The sequence below is a fragment of the Aeromonas sp. WP2-W18-CRE-05 genome (genome assembly GCF_014168615.1).
Lineage (GTDB): Bacteria > Pseudomonadota > Gammaproteobacteria > Enterobacterales > Aeromonadaceae > Aeromonas > Aeromonas caviae.
The window spans coordinates 2,652,569-2,672,709 of the sequence record NZ_AP021917.1 but is presented as its reverse complement, the minus strand read 5'-3'; the positions used below and the strand labels follow the sequence as shown (position 1 = coordinate 2,672,709).

Genomic DNA, 20,141 nt, shown 5'->3' with positions numbered 1-20,141 from the left:
CGCATTATAACGGACCGACCTCGTCGCACCAGCCCGATGTGCTCATCGGATTTGTGGCTTAATGTATTTGGCTCAGTGTGTTACCATGTCGCGCTGTTTAAGCCAAAGAACAACTAATTAGGGATTAAGGCTTTCTATGAGCGATCTGGCCAGAGAGATCACGCCGGTCAACATCGAAGAAGAGCTCAAGAGTTCCTATCTGGATTACGCCATGAGCGTGATCGTAGGACGAGCTCTGCCGGATGTGCGTGATGGCTTGAAACCGGTTCACCGCCGCGTTCTGTATGCAATGAACGAGCTGGGGAACGACTGGAACAAGCCCTATAAAAAATCGGCCCGTGTGGTCGGTGACGTAATCGGTAAATATCACCCGCATGGCGACCGCGCCGTGTATGACACCATCGTCCGGATGGCGCAGGATTTCTCCATGCGCTACATGCTGGTCGACGGTCAGGGCAACTTCGGTTCGGTGGACGGCGACAACGCCGCGGCCATGCGTTACACCGAAGTGCGGATGGCGCGCATCTCCCACGAGCTGCTGGCCGATCTGGACAAAGAGACCGTGGACTGGGTGCCGAACTACGACGGCACCGAGATGATCCCGGCTGTCATGCCCACCAAGGTCCCCACCTTGCTGGTCAACGGCTCCTCCGGTATCGCGGTGGGCATGGCGACCAACATCCCGCCTCACAACCTCACCGAGATTGTCAACGGTTGCCTGGCGCTGATCGAAAACGGCGACCTCACCATTGACGAGCTGATGACCCATGTCACCGGCCCGGATTTCCCCACCGGCGGCATCATCAACGGCCGTTCCGGCATCGTGCAGGCGTACCGTACCGGTCGCGGCTCCGTCTATGTGCGGGCCAAGGCCGAGGTGGAGGTGGACGAGAAGACCAGTCGCGAGACCATCATCGTCCACGAGATCCCCTATCAGGTGAACAAGGCTCGCCTGATCGAGAAGATCGCCGAGCTGGTCAAAGAGAAGAAGATCGAGGGCATCAGCGCCCTGCGCGATGAGTCCGACAAGGACGGCATGCGCATCGTCATCGAGATCAAGCGCGGCGAGTCCGGCGAGATTGTGCTGAACAATCTCTACAAGCACACCCAGATGCAGACCACGTTCGGCATCAACATGGTGGCGCTGGACAACAACCAGCCCAAGGTGATGAACCTCAAAGAGATCCTGGACGCCTTCCTGCTGCACCGCCGTGAAGTGGTGACTCGCCGGACCGTGTTCGAGCTGCGCAAGGCGCGGGATCGGGCGCACATCCTGGAAGGGTTGGCGGTGGCATTGGCCAACATCGACCCCATCATCGAGCTCATTCGCCACAGTGCGACCCCGGCGGATGCGAAAGCCGCCCTGGTAGCCAAGGGCTGGGAGCTCGGCAACGTGGCCGCCATGCTGGAAAAAGCGGGCGACGACGCGGCTCGCCCCGAGTGGCTGGAGCCGGAGTTCGGCATCCGTGAAGGGCAGTACTTCCTGACCGAGATCCAGGCCCAGGCCATCCTTGACCTGCGTCTGCACAAGCTGACCGGCCTCGAGCACGAGAAGATCCTGGAAGAGTATCAATCTCTGCTGGATCTCATCGCCGAGCTGCTGCACATCCTGGCAAGCCCGGAACGCCTGATGGAAGTGATCCGTGACGAGCTGCTGGCCGTGCGCGAGCAGTACGGCGACGAGCGTCGCACCGAGATCAGCATGTCCAGTGCCGAGATCAACATCGAAGATCTGATCACCCCGGAAGACGTGGTCGTTACCTTGTCTCACCAGGGCTATGTGAAGTATCAGCCGCTCTCGGACTACGAGGCCCAACGCCGCGGTGGTCGTGGCAAGTCGGCCACCCGGATCAAGGAAGAGGACTTTGTGGAGCGTCTGCTGGTGGCCAACACCCACGACACCATTCTGTGCTTCTCCACCCGTGGCAAGGTCTACTGGCTCAAGGTGTATCAGCTGCCGGAAGCGTCCCGTGGCGCCCGCGGTCGTCCGATCATCAACCTGCTGCCGCTGGATGAGGGTGAGCGCATCACCGCCATCCTGCCGGTGAAAGAATATGACGCCGACAAGTATGTCTTCTTCGCTACCGCCAACGGCACCGTGAAGAAGACCAGCCTGTCTGACTTCAGCCGTCCGCTCTCCTCCGGTATCCGTGCCATCAACCTCAAAGAGGGTGATGAGCTGATCGGGGTGGACATCACCGATGGCAGCAACGAGATCATGCTGTTCTCCGATGCGGGCAAGGTGGTTCGCTTCGCGGAAGGCAGCGGTCGCGCCGATGCCGATGCCACTGACGAAGTCGACACCGACGACGACGCCGGCAACGATGATGATGGCAGTGACAACGGCGAAGGCACCGAAAGCAAGGGCACCTTCAAGGGCGTACGTCCCATGGGTCGTACCGCTGCTGGCGTGCGCGGCATCAAGCTGGGCGGCGGTGACAAGGTGGTCTCCCTCATCGTGCCCCGTGGCGATGGTGCCATCCTCACCGCCACCGAGAACGGTTACGGCAAGCGTACCGCGCTGGACGAGTACCCGACCAAGAGCCGTGGTACCCAGGGCGTCATCTCCATCAAGGTGGATGAGCGCAACGGCAAGGTAATCGATGCGATCCAGGTCGAAGATACCGACCAGATCATGCTGATCACCAACGGCGGTACTCTGGTTCGTACCCGGGTGTCCGAGGTGAGCGTCATCGGCCGCAACACCGGTGGTGTGCGTCTGATCCGTACCGGTGAAGACGAGACCGTGGTCGGCCTGCAGCGCGTTGCCGAGAGCGACGAAGAGGAAACCGAGGCCCTGGCTGTTGAAGGGGAGGTGTCTGAAGGCACCGACACCGCAGCGGACGCTGGCGCCGTCGATACCGGGGAGGCGGGCGACGAGTAATCGTCCCCCTTTGTCCGGTGCAAAAGAGCGACCTTGATGGTCGCTCTTTTTTTGTCTGCCTCACCGCAGGCTCTCCCCGTCCCTGTGCTTGCCCTGGCGCCCTCTTTTCTGCTGCGAGGCTCCGTCTGCCGTGCATGCAGCCCTGCCTGCCACGGCGTCATCTTCCTGATATGCAGGGTTGGTCCCATCGCATCAACACGATTCCTTCACTCGACTGTCATGGCCCTGTCATGACGGCCAGCCATGCTGCCTGCGTTGAATGAGGCCACCACAGAGGCAGGCATCGCTTGCCAGGAGCACTGTTATGACGAGCTGGGTAATGTGGGAGATCTGGTGGAGCCGGATGTGGGGAGGGCAGGAGAAGGTGCACCTTAGGGTGGATGAGGAGGAGGTGGCGCACGAGCCATCCCGCCTGCCTGCGGAGCTGATTGCACAGCGCCACCCAGCGGGGAGCTGCCCGCCGAGACCACGGGGCTGACGGTGCTCAGAACAGACGCAACTGCTCGCCCGGGCGGATGAAGGCGGCTGTATTGAGTGCTACATGGCGCTTGCCCAGTTGCAGCCGCCTGCTGATCAGGCGAAAGCGCTGGGCGAGCAGGTCGGCAAACTGTCCTTCACCTCGCATGCGGCTGCCAAAGGTGGCGCTGTTGAGTGCGCCACCCCGGCTTGCCCGCAGCTGGTTGAGGATCGCCTCTTTCTGGCCGGGATAGTGCGTATCGAGCCAGTCGCAAAAGAGGGTGGTGAGCTCGTGGGGCAATCGCAGCAAGATGTAATCCGCACAGCCCGCCCCGGCGTCGACGGCGGCCTTGATGATCTGTTCCAGTTCCGGCTCGTTGAGCCTGGGGATCATGGGGGCGGCGAGCACGCCGACCGGCACACCGGCCTTGGCCAGTCGTTCGATCACCTTGATCCGCCCAACCCCCGTGCTGGCCCTGGGCTCCAGCTGTCGCCTCAGCGTCTCATTGAGGGTGGTGACCGACACCATCACCTGGCATAACCCTTCCCGGGCCAGCTCGGTCAGCAGATCGAGGTCGCGCAGGATCATGGCGCTCTTGGTGATGAGCCCTACCGGATGGCGATGAGTCAGCATCACCGTCAGGAGTTCGCGAGTCAGGCGATAGTGGTGCTCGATGGGTTGATAGGGATCGGTATTGGCCCCCAGCACGATGGTTTGCGGCTGATAGGCTGGCTTGGCAAACTCCCGTCGCAGCAGCTCGGCAGCATTGATTTTGGCAAACAGCTTGCTCTCGAAATCCAGCCCGGGGGAGAGCTCAAGGTAGGCGTGGCTGGGTCTGGCATAGCAGTAGATGCAGCCATGCTCGCACCCCTGATAGGGATTGATGGAGCGACCGAAGGGAAGATCCGGCGAATCGTTGTAGCTGATGATGCTGCGGGCGCTGATCTCCGTCACCTCGGTGCGGGGAGCGCTGGCGGCAAATGCCGCGTCCCAGTCGCTCTGACTCGAGCCGTCGTCAACGGTTTCGATTTGCGGGCCGCTGAAGCGGTGCTCGACATTGTGGTTCGCGCCTCGTCCTGCCATCACATCACCAATGCACTGTTTATATATACAGTTATTTTGCTGTGTCGCCCGTCAAACTGCAAGTTCGCAAAGAGCGACCCCATGAAAGAGGGTGAACCCGGGTGATCTCCTGCTTGATCTGTTGCTACATTTCGTTTACATAGACGAAATGCGAACCAGATCACGGAAAATGTCATGCAACCTACTACTGCCCGCTGGCTCTTCATCGCCCTCATTGCGCTGGTCATCTGGCGTCTGATCCCGCTCTCCACCGATCAGGAGCTGGCGGCGGCCAACCGCGCCTGGCGGACAGGGCACTTTGATGAGGCGACCCGGATCTGGTCGCCCCTGGCGGAGCAGGGCCAGCCACGGGCACAGGCGCTGATGGGTTGGAGCCATGAAGTGGGGCAGGGGAGCGAGCAGGATATGGATCGCGCCATCCGACTCTATCGTCAGGCTGCGCAGGCGGGGGACGCTTTCGGCCAGTATCGGCTGGGAGAGGTCTATCTGCGCGGGGCCGGGGTGAAGCGGGATCTGCACGAGGCGTTTCGCTGGATGGAGCTGGCAGCCAGGAACGGTGATGTGCCCGCCATGCTGAAGGTGGGCATCCTGCACCTGATGGGGGTCAACGGGCGGGTTGAACTGGCCGAGGCGAAGCAGTGGCTCTATCAGGCCTCGCAAAAGGGCAACAAGATGGCACTCCAGGTGTTGCAGGAGATGGCGCTGGCCGAGGAGGGGCGCAGCGCCTTCGATTTCAATGGCCACTCTTTTCTGAACGCCGGTTAGGGATCAACGGCTGGCGGTGACTTTGCCGGGCGTCACGTCGGTGACATAGAGGGTACTGCGCTCGGCACTGTGGACGATGCTGCATACCTCCCGCTTGCTGCCATCACCCAGGATCACCAGCTCACCGATATGGACGGGACAGTGAGTCGTGAGAAGGTGATCCGGATGAACCAGCTTTTCTGCATGCTCCGGAAATGAAATGTCGTAGGTGTACATCATGCTCTCCTTGCTTTGGCTGACGCTTCAATCTGGTACAGGGTATGGCAGCAGAAGGGCGCCCTCGCAAGTACGACAGATTGACACCCGCGCTTAGGCGGTATGCAAAATCGCCAAGACAGCTTGTCTGGGTTGTCGCGTCTGATACAATCCCCCGCTGTACCTCTCAATGGATGGCCTTGCACACGCCATATGGTGTGCCACTGCCGTGTACCAACCGTATTGTGAACGGTGAAACTCGGGAGTGAACAGCTGGACATGAAAGGGTTTCTCCAACCTGCATGTGGCCTTTGGTAGGGGTCACCACTGTATAAGGAAACACCTAATGCCAATCATTACTCTGCCTGACGGCAGCCAACGTCAATTTGCCCACGCCGTTTCCGTCATGGATGTGGCCGCGGACATCGGTCCCGGTCTTGCCAAGGCGTGTATTGCCGGTCGGGTAAACGGTGAACTGGTGGATGCCTGCGAGCTGATCGAAGCCGATGCCTCCTTGGCCATCATCACCGCCAAAGACGAAGAAGGTCTGGACATTCTGCGCCACTCCTGTGCTCACCTGCTGGGTCATGCCATCAAGCAACTCTGGCCCCAGACCAAGATGGCCATCGGTCCCGTCATCGACAACGGTTTCTACTACGACATCGATCTCGACCGCACCCTGACCGACGAAGATCTGGCTGCCCTGGAAGAGCGCATGCTGGCGCTGGCCGCCAAGGATTACGACGTCATCAAGAAGAAGGTCTCCTGGCAGGAAGCGCGCGACGTGTTCGAAGCCCGTGGCGAGACCTACAAGGTCGAGATCCTGGATCAGAACATTGCCCGTGATGACCAGCCCGGTCTGTATCATCACGAAGAGTACATCGACATGTGTCGCGGCCCGCACGTGCCCAACATGCGTCATTGCCACCACTTCAAGTTGCAGAAGATGTCCGGCGCCTACTGGCGCGGCGACTCCAACAACAAGATGCTGCAGCGCATCTACGGCACCGCCTGGGCCGACAAGAAGCAGCTCAAGGCCTATTTGCAGCGTCTGGAAGAGGCCGCCAAGCGCGACCACCGCAAGATCGGCAAGCAGCTCGACCTGTACCACATGCAGGAAGAAGCGCCGGGCATGGTGTTCTGGCACAACGATGGTTGGACCATTTTCCGCGAGCTGGAAACCTTCATCCGTGGCAAGCTCAAAGAGTACGACTATCAGGAAGTGAAAGGCCCTTTCATGATGGATCGCGTGCTGTGGGAGCGTTCAGGTCACTGGGAGAAATACGCCCAGGCCATGTTCACCACCCAGTCCGAAAACCGCGAGTACGCCATCAAGCCGATGAACTGCCCGGGTCACGTGCAGATTTTCAACCAGGGTCTGAAATCCTACCGCGATCTGCCGTTGCGCATGGCCGAGTTCGGCTCCTGCCACCGCAACGAGCCGTCAGGCTCCCTGCACGGCCTGATGCGGGTACGGGGTTTCACCCAGGATGACGCCCACATCTTCTGTACCGAAGAGCAGATCATGGAAGAGGTGTCTGCGTGCATCCGCATGGTCTATGACGTCTACGGTACCTTCGGTTTCGAAAACATCGTGGTCAAGCTCTCGACCCGTCCGGAGCAGCGTATCGGCTCTGATGAAGCCTGGGATCGTGCCGAGGCCGCGCTGGCCGAGGCGCTGGAACTCAACGGCCTGAAGTACGACCTGCAACCGGGCGAGGGGGCTTTCTACGGTCCCAAGATCGAGTTCACCCTGCACGATTGCCTTGATCGTGCCTGGCAGTGTGGTACCGTGCAGCTCGACTTTGCCCTGCCGGGCCGTCTTGGCGCCACCTATGTGGGCGAAGACAACGAGCGCCACATCCCCGTGATGATCCACCGCGCCATTCTGGGCTCGCTGGAGCGCTTCATCGGGATCCTGACGGAAGAGTACGCCGGTCTGTTCCCGACCTGGCTGGCTCCGACCCAGGCCGTGGTCATGAATATCACGGATAACCAGGCCGATTATGCTGTGAAAGTTGCCAAGGCATTGAATGATGCGGGCCTTCGCGCAAAAGCGGACTTGAGAAATGAGAAGATTGGCTTTAAAATCCGCGAGCATACTTTGAAGCGAGTACCCTTCATGCTGGTCTGCGGCGACAAAGAAGTAGAAGCCGGCAAGATTGCAGTGCGTACTCGTAAAGGGGCTGACCTGGGCTCTTATCCTGTTGAAGAGCTGATTGCTCTGTTGACCCAGGAAGTTCAGACCCGCGGACAAAAGAAAGTGGAGGAATAAGCTATAAAAGGCGGAAAAAAACTGGGCAAGCAACCGCAAGCCCGCGCTCACCGGATCAATGAAGAGATCCGTCTGAAAGAAGTTCGTCTGACTGGTCTGGATGGTGAAGCCATTGGCATCACCTCCATTCAGGATGCGCTGAACTTGGCCCTTGAGGCTGGAGTGGATCTGGTCGAGATCAGTCCGAACGCTGAGCCGCCCGTTTGCCGGATCATGGATTACGGCAAATTCCTCTACGAAAAGAGCAAGACCACCAAAGAACAGAAGAAAAAGCAGAAAGTCGTCCAGGTCAAGGAAATCAAATTCCGTCCTGGCACCGACGAAGGCGACTATCAGGTAAAACTACGCAACCTGGTTCGCTTTCTGGAAGACGGGGACAAGGCAAAGGTCACCCTGCGCTTCCGTGGTCGTGAAATGGCCCACCAGGATCTTGGTATCAAGGTTCTCGAGCGCGTCAAGAACGATCTGGAAGAGCTGGCCGTAGTCGAATCGTTCCCGAAAGTCGAAGGCCGTCAAGCTGTGATGGTCCTCGCACCCAAGAAGAAATCTTAAGGCCCACAAGAAATTGACTCATGGGGCTGGCCCCATGAGTCGGTTCGCCTTGCGATTTTGTTGTCACTCACAATGCGGAGTATGAAATGCCGAAGATGAAAACCAACCGGGGCGCCGCAAAGCGCTTCAAGAAGACTGGCTCAGGTCGCTTCAAGTGCAAGCACAACCACCTGCGTCACATCCTGACCAAGAAGAGCAGCAAGCGTAAGCGTCAGCTGGGACCGAAGTTCTTTGTTTCCGCTGCCGACCACAAACGTGTTGTCGCTTGTCTGCCGTACGCATAAGGGGGGATGTGAAAAATGCCAAGAGTTAAACGTGGTGTGACCGCTCGCGCTCGTCACAAGAAAGTAATGAAAGCCGCCAAGGGTTACTACGGCGCCCGTTCCCGTGTCTACCGCGTAGCGGTACAAGCGGTAACCAAAGCTGGTCAGTATGCCTACCGTGACCGTCGCCAGAAGAAGCGTCAGTTCCGTCAACTGTGGATTGCGCGTATCAACGCTGCAGCCCGTCAGAACGGCCTGTCCTACAGCCGTCTGATCGACGGTCTGAAGAAGGCTTCCATCGAGATCGATCGCAAGATCCTGTCCGATATCGCCGTTCACGACAAGCTGGCTTTCACCGCCCTGGTTGAAAAAGCTAAAGCAGCTCTGGTCTAATCCAGCTCTGTTATAAAAATAAAGGAGGCTCAGGCCTCCTTTTTTGCATCTGTAACTAGCTGTTTTATATGGCTTTTTTGTTTTTAATGTCCACATATTGCCCCATTTATTTTGCTCGATGTCATCCTAGCCTGAGAACCTGGTGGGCGTACTAGCTGCAGGGGTAGGGCACAGCCAGAATAGCCATGTTGCCTCGCTGTCGCGTGGTGTGTACTATGTACACCATGATGAATGCTCAGAGTGAGTGATGCGTGAGTCACGCGATTGAATTTATTGAGACGTCTATCTTCACCAGACAGATAAAAGTCTTAGCGACAGATGATGAGCTCAGAGCACTGCAAGTCGAACTGATTGCCCAGCCAGAGAAAGGCGACTTGATCCAAGGTACTGGTGGCTTGCGAAAAGTTCGCATGGCAACAGGCCAGCAAGGGAAAAGCGGCAGTGCCAGGGTGATCTACTTCTTGGCAACTGTAGAGACGATTTACCTGGTACTGGTGTATGCGAAGAGTGAGAAAGAGAGCCTCACTGCGGCAGAAAAGGCAGAGCTGAAGAAATTGACCACGTTACTGAAAGGGGAGGTTTGATATGAACATGTTTGACGAACTGAAGGCTTCCCTGGAAGAGGCTGTCGAGATCAAGCAGGGCCGCGTAGAGCCTGCTGCACGGACCAAATACGAAGTCGCAGACGTCAAGGCCATCCGCCTGGCCCTCAAGGTATCGCAACAGGAGTTTGCCCAAGCTCTGGGGACGAGTGTGGATACGGTCAAAAGCTGGGAAACCCGGCGACGCAACCCGACTGGATTGGCAGCGAAGGTTTTGACGCTTATGCAGGAAAAGCCAGATCTCTACAGAGAGCTTGCTGCTCACTGATATGGAATGAAGAGGCCCATAGGGTGGGCCTTTTCTGATCCTGAGTACGCAGAACGCCAGATAAAGCCCATCTGCTATGACTATCTCGGTTAACCATTATGGCTCTATGCTTTTTCAAAACGTCAGTTTTCGTAGCATGGTCGCAGACACTTAACTAACTGAAAAAAAAGGCCTTCTCGCTATTCTTCCGCAACAAGCGAGATCCCTCTCCATCGTTCGAATCCCCACGGAAAGTACACCTCTCTCAATATATTCAATGGGTTACATTTCCAGCGCAGCTATCCAGAGTCCCACCAAACTGTAAAACCCCGCAAAAAAGATCCTTCTTTGCAGATCCTCAACGCCCTGCGGATCCTTGATGGGGCGCGGCCTGGGCCTGTGGTTTTGCGGTAATCCACTTTTGCAAAAATTTTTCTTGAAGAACCCCGCAGGCGGGAGCGGATGAGCGCGGATTCCGTGGCGCAGACGCCGCCGTGGGCTATTCCGTGGTGTGCCAGGGGGGCTGTGAGCGTGCATAGGCTTCACGTATGATGCAGCGCTGCCCGACGGTGTCTCTTCATGCGGCACACTTCCCTGGCCATGCTCAGGCGCTGTCAGGCAGATAGAAGAAGGCCCCACTATGTGGGGCCTTCTTCACATGCTATTCATCGAAGAGGAATTCAAGCAGTAGCTTTCTTCTGGGTGAACCGCTCCAGGCATCCAGCACACACAAGACTTCGTTGTGATCAGAACCAAAGAGGGTGGAGTCTTCTACCAATTCCTCAAGCACGCCATCATGCTCGAATTCCTCTCGTGGCATTCCACTCAGGGTAATGAGCATCTTCAGACGCTCTCTTGCATTTTCAGTCATAGCCGTCTCCAGACTGTTTTCAGAGAAACTGGCTATTCAATGATAGGGGATAGCTGTCCAGCCAGTTGCTTGGCTTGTTGGCCGTGTTCCATCATGGCCGCGCTGTTCCCTGGTGCGGGTCCGCTGCCGTGGGTGTGGCCAGCCGTGGCGGCGGCCAGCTGCTCCACCACGTTCATCAGTTGCAGCAGTAGCCGGAAGATGTTCACGTTATCTGTCCCCACCCAGGAGCGGGGCGCTTCCAGGTGCTGAAGTTCGCCGGCGACAGCCCGGCGCAGTTGTCCTACCACCTCGACCAGATCCCCGGCCGTGGTCTGGCTTAGATTGCCGAGGCACCCCAGGGTGAGATCGTCGCCGGCCAGCAGCTCGATGGCCCCCAGCGTCTCGATGAGCTTGAACCCGCCCACCTCCTCGACGCTGTGCTGCGTCACCTGCAGCCGATGCTGGCCATGGTCCCCCAGGTAGTCGTCACTCTGGTGGTGCATCTGCAGGGCCTGGTCGTGCAGGCGACGGTCGGTGTGGCGGATGAGGTTCCCCACGGTATCGGTGCGACTGAATACCTCGGCCCGTTGCTGCTGCAGTTGCTCACCCGGGGTGATGTCGGGCAAGGCCCAGCCGCTGCCGAGCACGGTGCGGATAAAGGGCCGGTCTGCGCGACCGAAGGCAAACCCCAGCTCAACCAGGGTCCCCTCGATGGGGAACTGCAGCAGGCCCTGCTCCTGCCCGCCGAACAGCACCGACAACGGCACCGCCCGATACAGCGGGGTCGCCTTGTCGGGCTGGCCATCCTCGCCCAGCAGTTGCACATCCACCGCGTAGCGCGGGCGAAAGGGATCATTGAGCTGGCCAGCAGTGGCCTGATCGCTCACCGCCTCGACCCGCCCGAACTTGGGCAGGTGCATCTTGTCCGCCAGCTCCGGGAACTCGCCCTCTATCTTGCGCCGCTCCGGCGACTTCACCGGTTTGCCGGGTGTCGCCGTGGACAGGGTCATCTCGTCTCCCTTGAGGCGCACCCGCATCACCCGCTTGCCGTTGATGATGGCCCCGGGCCGGATGGCCGGCACCGGCGACAGAGTGAGGGTGTCACCCGCCTGGCGCCCTGACCAGGCGGGATCGAGCGTCACCTCCTTGCCATGCCAGCGGCTATGGGCGTGGCTCCCCACGTAGATGGCGCCATCCGGTTGCTGGTACCAGACAAAGTCCGGTACCTCGAATGCGCGCCCGGCGTTATCGAGCAACTGATAGCCGGTGCCGGCGCTGGTGAAGTTCGGGATCGGTCGGTCGGTATAGCCCGCCCCCTGGGGCAGCAGGAAGGTGAGCCCGCAGCGGTCGGTCAGCCAGGCCAGCAGGCCGCGCAGGGTGGCATGCTGCTGGCTGACGGGGAGGCGGGATCCCAGGGCACCGGCGAGCTCCCGACACAGCAGCTTGCTGGCACCGTTGGCGGCGGGGTGCACATCGTACACGTAGCCCGTGAACCAGCGGCGCAGGTCGCCGTTATAGCCGGTGTCCAGGGTGAAGGTCTGCCCCTTGCTGGCGGTGCCCTCGATGGTGAGGGCGGCGCGGCCGCCGGCGTTGAGATCCAGCACCAGGTCATGGTCGATGAGGTGCACCGGTTGGCCGGCAAGGGTCAGTGAGGTCGTCAGTTTCATGCCAGTATGTCATCCATCGGTTGGAGCACGTAGCGCTCAAAGCTGCTGAGGCTTTGCGACTCGTTCTCAGTTTCTTTGCCGCCGGGCTTGGCGGCGCTGGTGTTGGCGGTACCCTGGCCCACGGTCGGGACTTGCTTGGGCAAGCGCTGTTCGCGCTTCTCCGGCACCGAGTTGAACTCCTTCAAGGTGAACTGCACCTGCCAGGCCAGCAGCCCCTCCTGTTCGCTGGCGGTGATGCGCCCGGCGAACCTCGCCTGGCGCACCTTAACCGACTTGGCCAGGAGAGAGCCGACCCGGTAGATGTGGCGCTTTCCGCCGTTGCCCTTGGCGTCGGCCAACTCAAACAGCCGGCTCAGCATGCGCTCTTCTTTGAACGGGATAAGACCCGAAACATCGAGCTCCTTGCCCTTGGCGCCCTGCTCGGCGCTGCTGGTCGAGCTGGTCTGGCCGCTCTGGTCCTTGTCCTGAAACTGCATCGATGCGGACACCCGCATCGACTTCATGATGATGGGTTCGCCATCCAGGGTCAGCATGGCTTGGCTCATGGGGTCAACTCCTGCCAGAAGGTGAGCGGGGAGGGGGAAAGCAGCAGGGCACCGACCGTCATGCTCATGCTGTGGTCGGGGGGCGTGCTCTGCCCGAGTTGGGTGGCGAGGCTCGCCGCATCCCCTTGGCCTTGCCAGTGCCAGAGCGTGCCGGACAGCTTGCCCAGCTCGGCCAGGGCGGTGGCCAGCGCATCGAGGCGGGCGGCGCGACGGTTCGCCAACGCCTGCAGCCTGTCGATGGGGCTCTGGTTATCCCGGGCGAGGCTCTCCAGTTGGGCCAGCTCAGCGCCAAGGGCTGCCCGGGCAGGGCGCAACGGCGCCCAGCAAAGGGGCTCCCCGGCGCGCCAGCGCGGCACCCTGGCGGCGCTTGGCTGGTGCATGGTGTCGTTGCTGGCCGTGAGGCGGCGCAAGGTGGCGCACCACTCCGGCAATGGCAGCAGGGCGCATAGGAGCGCCAACTGCCGGGCCAGGTCCTCGGCGCTGTTGCCGGTCACCAGCCAGGCGAGGGCATGCTGCTGCCCGCTGGGCAGGCGTGGATCGGCGCCATCCTGCAGCTTGGCGGCCAGGGCCGCCACCGCGTTGGGGGCAGACAGATGGTGCTGGTTGCCCTGCAGTTGACCCACCCCGTGTTGGTAGGGAGTGACGGTGAGGCAGTGGCCATTCACCAGCAACCGGTCGAGCTCGGCCCGCAAAGTGGCCCAGCCCCCTGCCGCCTCGCTAAGTGGGTGGCGCCGATATTGAGCCCGCGCGGCCAGTCCCTGCAGTCGGCCCATGGCGCTCGCCTGGCTCGCCGGAAGCTGCCCCAGTACCTCCCGGGAGCTGGTGTGCAGGGTGTCAGCGCTCGCGGGCCAGCGCAGCGCCCCCTGGGCCCAACTCATTGGGGCATCTCCGGCCAGGTGACCGAAGTTGGCCAACCCTCGCTTTGCGGCAGGCGCATCAGGGCGATGCGATAGCGTTGCAGGGCTTCCAGTTTGTCGAGCTCTTGCGGGGTGGCCAGCTTCAGCTCTTTGGCGTCCTGCAGGGGCGCGAGGTGCAGGGTGGCCTCGGCCTGCAGGGTATCGAGTTTGCGCTGCTGCTCGGCTTCGCTCGGGAGGTATTCGGGCTGGGCCAGCGTGCGGATCTCGCCGAACTCGCCGAACATGGCGCGCACATAGAGCTCGCGCCCATGTTCGGCCGAGTCGTCCTTGCGGGCGGTAAAGGTGACGAATTGGCCGGGCAGGTGAGCAAAGGCCACCTCCATGTCCAGGGCGTCCGGTTGGTTGGTGTAGGCTATGACGTTTTTGGCGGTGATGATTTCCATCAGGCAATCCTTATCCAGAGCGTGATGCGGGTATCGAAGGGGCCACCAGAGCCAACTGAGTAACCGAGGCATTTCCAGGTACCTGCCAGGCTGGCGCCATCCTGGTGCCGTTCCCCTGCCGAGGCGGGGACCAGGCTGGACCCAGACACCGTGGCGCCGATCCCCTTGGTCGCACCGGAGACGTTGGACGCCAACACATAGGTGCCCACCTGCCCGTAGCTGCTCGCGACAATGTCGGCGTTGCCCTGGGCCGCGGGGTGGGTGTGGGCTGATGGCGGCATGGTGCCGGGCTTGCCGGTGACTTCTCCCCAACTGGGCCAGCGCGATGCATAGGCCGGGATCCCGGTCAGTTGTGACCAGGGGTGCGAGTGGCTCGCTGCAGCCGCACCGAGCTCGGCCAGCGTTGGTTTGTTGCCTGTGTTGTAATCCCGGGTCCAGGGTGTCCAGTCTCCGGTACTGTATTGCGCCCTGCGCCAGACCCGGCTGGAGTTGTAGACCAGGTAGGTCTGCTGGGGGCCAGCACCGTAGCTGACGATGAGTGCCCCCGCGCTGTTTTCCGGGTAATGGCGTGCGGGGGAGGTGTTGGCGTTGGCATGCTGGGCATACACCTTGGGTTCTTTCAGGGTGTCGAGGTCTTCGGTTCCCAGGTTGATGGGGTTGAGCCAGGAACCCGGGTGCGAGTGAGAAGTGGGAGATAGACCGTTCAGCGCTTGCTGCAGGCCCTCGACTTCCTGAATGGTCGGCTGATGTCCGGTGTCGAAGATCTCGCGCCACGGGCTCCAGCTTGAGGAGTTTATGCTGTAGTTACGCATGGCCAGCACGCCATCCCCGTCGTAAGGCCAGGCGATCTGGAGCATGGCAATGTGCGCATAGATGCGCTTGGTCTCACAGTAAAAATAGGGTTTTGCAGTCGGCGGTGAATTTGGACAGGTCTTTTTCTCGTAGAGCCCGAAGTCACCGGCCAAGCAGCTATCCAAGTCTTTGTTGGACGTATAGTTAAATGTCGTCCCATTGTTATTCAACATGTCGCGGCGGGCTTTGTAGCCGCTGACATCGAGCTTGCTGGCGAGCGCTTGCGTTAACCCGGACACGTTCTCCATCAGATGGCCGTGGCTGTTGTCCTTGACCTCCACCGCAATGGTGACTCCCTGGGCATCTTCCAGGATACCCTTGCCAGTCACATCCCCGGAGAGCTCGATGGTGCGCTTGCGGCGCAGGTCGGTGACGCTGCCGTCGCTGTTGATGATGGCGACCTTGGCTACATGGTGCTGATTGCCGTTGCCGTCCACATAGTCGGCAAGGGCTGGCACGCTCATGGTGAGGTTGAAGTGATTCACCCAGGCATTGAGCAAGGAGCCCGCCCGGTAGATGTCGAGCCAAAGCCCCACCGGCTTGGCACCTGGGGTGATTTTCCTGACCTCGTCGAGCTGGGCGCGCAGGCCACCCACATAGGCCACCCCGGGCTGCACCTTGTAGACGCCGGATTCGTTCACCAGCTTGAAGCCGTCGCCGTAGAAGGTGGCCGGTCCGAAGAACTGCAGCGCCTGCAGGCGCAGGTCGTCGTCCATCCCGCGCAGGCGGGCGGCATAGTCAATCTGCCAGGTACTGGCGTCCACGTGAGTGGCGGTGGCCTCGCTTGCTCGGTCGTACTCCATCAGCATGGACTTGACCAGGCTGTTGCCGGTCTGGCCGGTGGCCTCATTGGTCTTGAGTTTGGTCTCCAGCCCCTTGTGCACAATCATCCCCACCATGCCGCTGGCCTTGTTGATGAGGTAGAGGGCATTGAAGCTGAAATCGCCGACCGTGGTGTCCATCACGATGGTGTAGGCCACCGCGTCGTTGTTGATGCGCCCGCGCTGGTCCACCGCGTGGCGGTGCACAATCTGGCCCGCCGGTGGCAAGCCAAGATCCGGGCTTATCGGTTTGTTCGGGTCCAGGCCCGGGATGTTGGCCAGCACGAACTCATCGAGCACCACCGGCGTCTGGTTGGCGAGGCTCGCCTGCAGGTAGCTGGCGAAAGCGTTGGTAATGATCTGGCTCATGGGGTCCTCTTGAGTGATGCGCCGAACACCTGCTGGTTCATGTCGATGCGACCGGTGCGCAGGGTGGCGGTGACCGGGTAAACCACCTGGAAGCGGTAGCGGCGGCAGGTGCGGCCATAGTGTTGGATGAGGGTTTCCATCAACTGCTGGTTGCTGGCGATGGCGCCGTCGGTCACCTCGATGGTGATGACGTCCCAGGGCGTGCCGGCCTGGCGTTCGTGGATGTCACACCAGCCGATGCCAAGGCGCTCGAAGATGCGCTTAAAGCCCGCCACTTCGCCGGCGTCCCGGGCGTTCACAAAGGCGAACCTGACCCGCTTGCGAAAGAGCTCAATCGGCTCGCCGTTGAAACGGGTGATGTCCCGCTCCCAGGCGAGCAGGGCCAGCAAGGACTCCGAGCAAGTCAGCGGGTCTTGCTGGGCCAGCGGCAGCAGCAACCAGCCCTTGAGCCGTTGCCAGAAGGCGTTGATGCCCTTGGCCAGGAAACCCGGCTCGGCATGGGCCGGGCTGATGGTGTAGCCATCTTCCCACCAGGGGGCGCTGGCATCGGGTAGCACTGGCGCCTGCCGCTCGTGCTCAAGGGGGGTCGGGTCAGTCATGCAGGGTCACCGTCAGCGTCTTCAATCGTGGGATGGCCAGCCCTGCGACGATGTCACTCTCGCCAAAGCGCAGGCTCTGGAGCTGCGGGAACTGGCTGTGCAGCTCGCGGGCAAGCTGGGAGAGCGAGAAGCGCGAGCGTGGCCAGGTGCGGGTGACGGCCGGGAAGTCTGCCGACTGGCGAAACGCCGCCCTGACCAGGTTCTCGGCGCCGGCTTTGAGCGCGGCCTTTTGCTCGTCGCTGAGGTTGGCTTGCGGCCAGAGCGCCAGGGTGAGGCTGTGCTGGGTTTCAGGGATGCTCATCACGAACAGATCATCCCCATGGCCATGGTTGCCCTGGCGGCCCACGTAGTCGTTGAGCTGGTTGATGAGGCTGGCCGGGGTGGCCCCCACCTCCAGCAGGAGGTAAGCGTTGGCGGTACCGGGTCCCCGCGGGGCGTCGTGCTCGAAGAAGATGTGATCGGCACGGATCCCCGCGACGCTCGCCAGCATGGATCGGTAAATCGCGTCGATGTGGTAGCGCCCCACCGCCGAAAACTGGTTCTGGATGCGCAGGCCGAGCGCGTCGTTGCTCTCGACGTCGCTGCCCTGGGTGGTGATCCACTCCTTGTCATCGTTGCGGGCCGAGAGGATGCCGGTCACCGGTTCGCTCAGCAGGTTGTAATATCCCGGGGCCAGGTTCCAGGCTGCGCCAGCGAGTTCGGCCTCGCACACCACCCGGGCGACGGCTTCCCCGGCGGGGCTCACCACCGCCTGCAGGGGGCGCAGGCGATAGATGGTGCCGTTGATGCGCTCGGTGGTGACCCAGATGTCGGCCGGGATGGTGACGGCGTCGCTTGGATTGGCTTTCACGAAATTGACCAGGCCCCGGGTCTTCTGGGCGGGTTTGCGGGTGAGGTCTACATCCCAGGCCTTGAGGTCGAGATAGGCATCGGTGGCGGTGGCCGCGAAGGTGTTGGGCAGCACGTGGCCCGCCAGCAGGGTGCGGATAAGCCAGAGGGCCGGGGTGATGACCACGCCGCGCACCAGCCTCCAGAACGGGCTCACGTCGCTGTCGTTGGTGATGAGGGATCCAGCGGCCACCACTTCCTTTTTGAGCTCGGCCTCCATGGCCGCCTCGGTGGTCGGCACGCCGGCCTCGGCCAGCAGGGCCATAAAGTCCACGGTCGGGCGCAGGTTCACAGGGTTACCTCCAGTTCGCCGAATTCATAGGTGCGGGCGGTGACCAGCACCCGGTCGGGGGCCTCTTCGCTGATGAAGATGGTGCCGGGCACCAGCCGCTCGTCGTCTTCAACCAGCAGTTCAATCTCGGTCATCACGTCGCTGCGCAGGGTCGGGCTGCGCTCGCCGATGAGCTTGCGGGCGAGCCCGGATTCCATGATGCGGTGCTTGATGTCCTGACCGATGCTGTGCCGGTCCTGGGTAGTGCGGGGCTGGCCGCCGGCATCGAGCTGCCAGGCACCGTTCACCACCAGGATGTCGATGTACTTGGGTTCGCTCATCACTTGGTCTCCAGCCAGGCGTTTTCGGCCAGTTGCTCCGGGGTTATGGGGTTCTGGTTGGTGATGTGCACCTCGCCGATGTGCAGGGACTTGGCGGGTTTCTGGTTGGCAGCGCTCGCGGCCGCGTTGGCCTGGATCAACTGCTGGCCCAACCCGCCGGCCGGCACCTTGCTTTGCTCCGGCTGGCGGTAGCGGGCGAGGGGAGCGGTGATCGAGGCCTGTTGCTGCTCTGCCGCCATGGGGGCGGTGACCGTCCCCGACATGATAGGGAGGGTCAGCGGGGTGAGTGCGGGCAGTTGCAGGTCCGGCATGCCGCCGAGCTCGATATTGACCCCCGGGATCAGGTTGAGCTTCTCGATCAGCCAATCCACCGCCCGACCCAGCAACTGGAAGGGGCTCAGGTTGCCGAGCAGCTGCATGAAGCTGGCCCAGCCGGCGGCGGCCCCGTCGATCATGCTCTGGATGGCGTCGAACACGCCCCAGTCCGCCAGGGTCTTCTTGAGGTCGTCCCAGTAGTAGATCGCCAGCCCAATAGCCCCGACGAGCAGCCCGCCGACCACATAGGCCAGCAGCACGGCCGGGTTCGCAGCCATCATGATGTTGACGGCCAGCAGGATGGCGCGAAAGGCAACCAGCCCGGCCTTGAGCAGGTTGAGCGGGGCGATCAGGAGCGACCAGGCAATGCCGAGCCCCAGGGTGGCCAGCTTGGCCACGCCAGCGACCAGCAGCCAGGCACCGGTCACCATGCCGAGGCCCACGATGGCCAGCAGGGCATAACTCACCGCCCGGGTGAGGTTCGGGAATAGGTGGGTCCAGCGCAGCACGGTGTCGGCGCCATCGGCAAAGACCCCCACCACCTTGTTGATGGCTGGCAGCACCACCCCGAAGGCGGCAGCCCGAATGGCGAACCAGGCCTGGGTTACCCGCTCCCACTGGTCGGTCATAGAGGCGGCCATCTGCTCGGCCTTGCCCATGCCATGGGTGTTGGCCAGGGCGTTGATGTTGGTGGAAAGGGCCTTGGTGTTGGTCATCAGGAGTTTGACCATGGCCACCGCTTCATCCGAGCCAAACGCCTTCTTGAGCTCGTCCCCCTCGGCCACGCTCAGGGTCTCGCCATAGCGCGCCTTGAGTTTGTCGAGGATGGTCAGCACCGGCAGCATGTTGCCCGCGGCGTCGGTGAACTTCATGCCGAGCGCCTTCTGGGCACTGCCCACCCCGGCCAGGAAGGCCTTGAACTTGGTCCCGGCTTCGCCGCCGCCCATGGTGGCCTGCAGTTGGCCCAGCACGGCGAACTGCTCATCCATCGACACCCCGGCCGCCGTGGCGTTGGCACCGATGGCCCCAAAGGCATCGGCCATGCCCTGGCCGGTGGTCTTGAACAGCTGTACCGCCAGCGCCGTCTTACCTGCCACATCCTCCACCCAGTTGGCCTTGCCCATCCTCTTGGCCTGCTGCTCGAAGATGCCGTACATGGTGCCCATGTAGTTGGTGATGGTGGCGGTGTCGGCCTTGGTGGCTTTGGCCAGGACGGTCGAGGCGCGAGTGAAGGCGGGCAGCTCGTTGTCCTCCAACCCGGCGATGGCGGATTGGATGTCGTAGGAGGCGCGGACAATCTCGGTGGCCGAGTTGCCGTACTGCACAGACAGCTTGAGAGCTTCGCGGCCGAGCGCGCCGAGTACGTCCTTTTGCACATCGAGGGAGGCCACCTCGGAGAGGGCCCGGTCCATCTCGATGGCGGGGCCGAGGGCCGCCTGCACCGCCAGCCCGCCGGCGGCCAGGGTAGTGGCCCCCATGGCCATGTTGCTCCAGCCCTGGCGGCCCGCCTTGCTGACCTTGTCCATCTGGGCATTGATGCCGGCAAGGGGCTTGGTGACCTGGTCAACCAGGGCCACCTGCATCATCAATTTTTCCATCCAGGCCAT

At 61.5% G+C, this 20,141-nt stretch carries 21 protein-coding genes; 9 read left to right on the top strand and 12 right to left on the bottom strand.

Features of this window, described 5'->3' with window-relative positions:
• The first annotated feature begins 136 nt into the window (after nt 1–136).
• Both gyrA and H7R73_RS12510 read left to right on the top strand, forming a co-directional pair.
• Nucleotides 137–2,884, top strand: coding sequence for a DNA topoisomerase (ATP-hydrolyzing) subunit A (gyrA, locus tag H7R73_RS12515; RefSeq protein WP_103260192.1), 2,748 nt, complete (start codon nt 137–139; stop codon nt 2,882–2,884).
• Between the two features lie 304 nt (nt 2,885–3,188).
• On the top strand, nt 3,189–3,362 hold the full coding sequence (locus H7R73_RS12510; RefSeq protein ID WP_182951156.1) for a hypothetical protein: 174 nt from the start codon (nt 3,189–3,191) through the stop codon (nt 3,360–3,362).
• Nucleotides 3,363–3,368: 6 nt separating this feature from the next.
• Here H7R73_RS12510 and H7R73_RS12505 read toward each other — a convergent pair whose 3' ends face one another.
• The gene (locus H7R73_RS12505; protein ID WP_103260191.1) at nt 3,369–4,424 is read right to left on the bottom strand and encodes a PA0069 family radical SAM protein; all 1,056 of its coding nucleotides are present in this window, start codon (nt 4,422–4,424) and stop codon (nt 3,369–3,371) included.
• Nucleotides 4,425–4,598: 174 nt separating this feature from the next.
• Here H7R73_RS12505 and H7R73_RS12500 point away from each other — a divergent pair, with 174 nt between their 5' ends.
• Nucleotides 4,599–5,189: a tetratricopeptide repeat protein gene (locus H7R73_RS12500; protein ID WP_164882852.1), complete on the top strand. Its 591-nt coding sequence runs from the start codon at nt 4,599–4,601 to the stop codon at nt 5,187–5,189.
• 3 nt (nt 5,190–5,192) lie between these two features.
• On the opposite strand, the gene H7R73_RS12495 is transcribed toward H7R73_RS12500, so the two are convergent.
• Nucleotides 5,193–5,408, bottom strand: coding sequence for a hypothetical protein (locus tag H7R73_RS12495; protein ID WP_124245003.1), 216 nt, complete (start codon nt 5,406–5,408; stop codon nt 5,193–5,195).
• 322 nt (nt 5,409–5,730) lie between these two features.
• On the opposite strand from H7R73_RS12495, the gene thrS reads away from it, so the two are divergent.
• From thrS to nadS, 6 genes are all read left to right on the top strand, one after another.
• On the top strand, nt 5,731–7,659 hold the full coding sequence (thrS, locus tag H7R73_RS12490; RefSeq protein WP_010674801.1) for a threonine--tRNA ligase: 1,929 nt from the start codon (nt 5,731–5,733) through the stop codon (nt 7,657–7,659).
• Nucleotides 7,660–7,662: 3 nt separating this feature from the next.
• A complete protein-coding gene (gene infC / locus H7R73_RS12485; RefSeq protein ID WP_026139078.1) occupies nt 7,663–8,211 on the top strand; it encodes a translation initiation factor IF-3 in 549 nt (182 codons plus the stop codon).
• 86 nt (nt 8,212–8,297) lie between these two features.
• Nucleotides 8,298–8,495: a 50S ribosomal protein L35 gene (gene rpmI, locus H7R73_RS12480; RefSeq protein WP_005300673.1), complete on the top strand. Its 198-nt coding sequence runs from the start codon at nt 8,298–8,300 to the stop codon at nt 8,493–8,495.
• A 15-nt stretch (nt 8,496–8,510) separates the two neighbouring features.
• The gene (gene rplT, locus H7R73_RS12475) at nt 8,511–8,867 is read left to right on the top strand and encodes a 50S ribosomal protein L20 (protein ID WP_010674800.1); all 357 of its coding nucleotides are present in this window, start codon (nt 8,511–8,513) and stop codon (nt 8,865–8,867) included.
• Between the two features lie 251 nt (nt 8,868–9,118).
• The gene (locus H7R73_RS12470; RefSeq protein WP_103260189.1) at nt 9,119–9,451 is read left to right on the top strand and encodes a type II toxin-antitoxin system RelE/ParE family toxin; all 333 of its coding nucleotides are present in this window, start codon (nt 9,119–9,121) and stop codon (nt 9,449–9,451) included.
• A gap of 1 nt (nt 9,452) precedes the next feature.
• On the top strand, nt 9,453–9,737 hold the full coding sequence (gene nadS, locus H7R73_RS12465; RefSeq protein WP_103260188.1) for a NadS family protein: 285 nt from the start codon (nt 9,453–9,455) through the stop codon (nt 9,735–9,737).
• A gap of 640 nt (nt 9,738–10,377) precedes the next feature.
• On the opposite strand, the gene H7R73_RS12460 is transcribed toward nadS, so the two are convergent.
• The 10 genes from H7R73_RS12460 to H7R73_RS12415 are packed head-to-tail and all read right to left on the bottom strand — an operon-like array spanning nt 10,378 to nt 20,141.
• Entirely contained in the window at nt 10,378–10,587 is a 210-nt protein-coding gene (locus H7R73_RS12460; protein ID WP_103260187.1) for a hypothetical protein, read from the bottom strand.
• A gap of 32 nt (nt 10,588–10,619) precedes the next feature.
• Nucleotides 10,620–12,233, bottom strand: a complete 1,614-nt coding sequence (locus H7R73_RS12455) for a hypothetical protein (RefSeq protein ID WP_103260186.1) — start codon at nt 12,231–12,233, stop codon at nt 10,620–10,622.
• Nucleotides 12,230–12,778, bottom strand: coding sequence for a baseplate complex protein (locus H7R73_RS12450; RefSeq protein WP_103260185.1), 549 nt, complete (start codon nt 12,776–12,778; stop codon nt 12,230–12,232). The genes H7R73_RS12455 and H7R73_RS12450 overlap by 4 nt, the downstream gene beginning before the upstream one ends.
• Nucleotides 12,775–13,656 carry a hypothetical protein gene (locus H7R73_RS12445; protein ID WP_103260184.1) on the bottom strand — a complete coding sequence of 294 codons (882 nt, stop codon included), beginning with the start codon at nt 13,654–13,656 and terminating at the stop codon, nt 12,775–12,777. The genes H7R73_RS12450 and H7R73_RS12445 overlap by 4 nt, the downstream gene beginning before the upstream one ends.
• On the bottom strand, nt 13,653–14,078 hold the full coding sequence (locus H7R73_RS12440; RefSeq protein ID WP_103260183.1) for a tail fiber assembly protein: 426 nt from the start codon (nt 14,076–14,078) through the stop codon (nt 13,653–13,655). Before H7R73_RS12440 ends, H7R73_RS12445 begins: the two co-directional genes overlap by 4 nt.
• Nucleotides 14,078–16,120: a phage tail-collar fiber domain-containing protein gene (locus H7R73_RS12435; protein WP_103260182.1), complete on the bottom strand. Its 2,043-nt coding sequence runs from the start codon at nt 16,118–16,120 to the stop codon at nt 14,078–14,080. Before H7R73_RS12435 ends, H7R73_RS12440 begins: the two co-directional genes overlap by 1 nt.
• Complete coding sequence (locus H7R73_RS12430) at nt 16,117–16,719, bottom strand: phage tail protein (protein WP_103260181.1); 603 nt, start codon at nt 16,717–16,719, stop codon at nt 16,117–16,119. The genes H7R73_RS12435 and H7R73_RS12430 overlap by 4 nt, the downstream gene beginning before the upstream one ends.
• Complete coding sequence (locus H7R73_RS12425; protein ID WP_103260180.1) at nt 16,712–17,899, bottom strand: baseplate J/gp47 family protein; 1,188 nt, start codon at nt 17,897–17,899, stop codon at nt 16,712–16,714. The genes H7R73_RS12430 and H7R73_RS12425 overlap by 8 nt, the downstream gene beginning before the upstream one ends.
• Complete coding sequence (locus tag H7R73_RS12420; RefSeq protein WP_048207756.1) at nt 17,896–18,219, bottom strand: DUF2590 family protein; 324 nt, start codon at nt 18,217–18,219, stop codon at nt 17,896–17,898. The genes H7R73_RS12425 and H7R73_RS12420 overlap by 4 nt, the downstream gene beginning before the upstream one ends.
• Nucleotides 18,219–20,141 carry a phage tail tape measure protein gene (locus H7R73_RS12415; protein ID WP_103260179.1) on the bottom strand — a complete coding sequence of 641 codons (1,923 nt, stop codon included), beginning with the start codon at nt 20,139–20,141 and terminating at the stop codon, nt 18,219–18,221. Before H7R73_RS12415 ends, H7R73_RS12420 begins: the two co-directional genes overlap by 1 nt.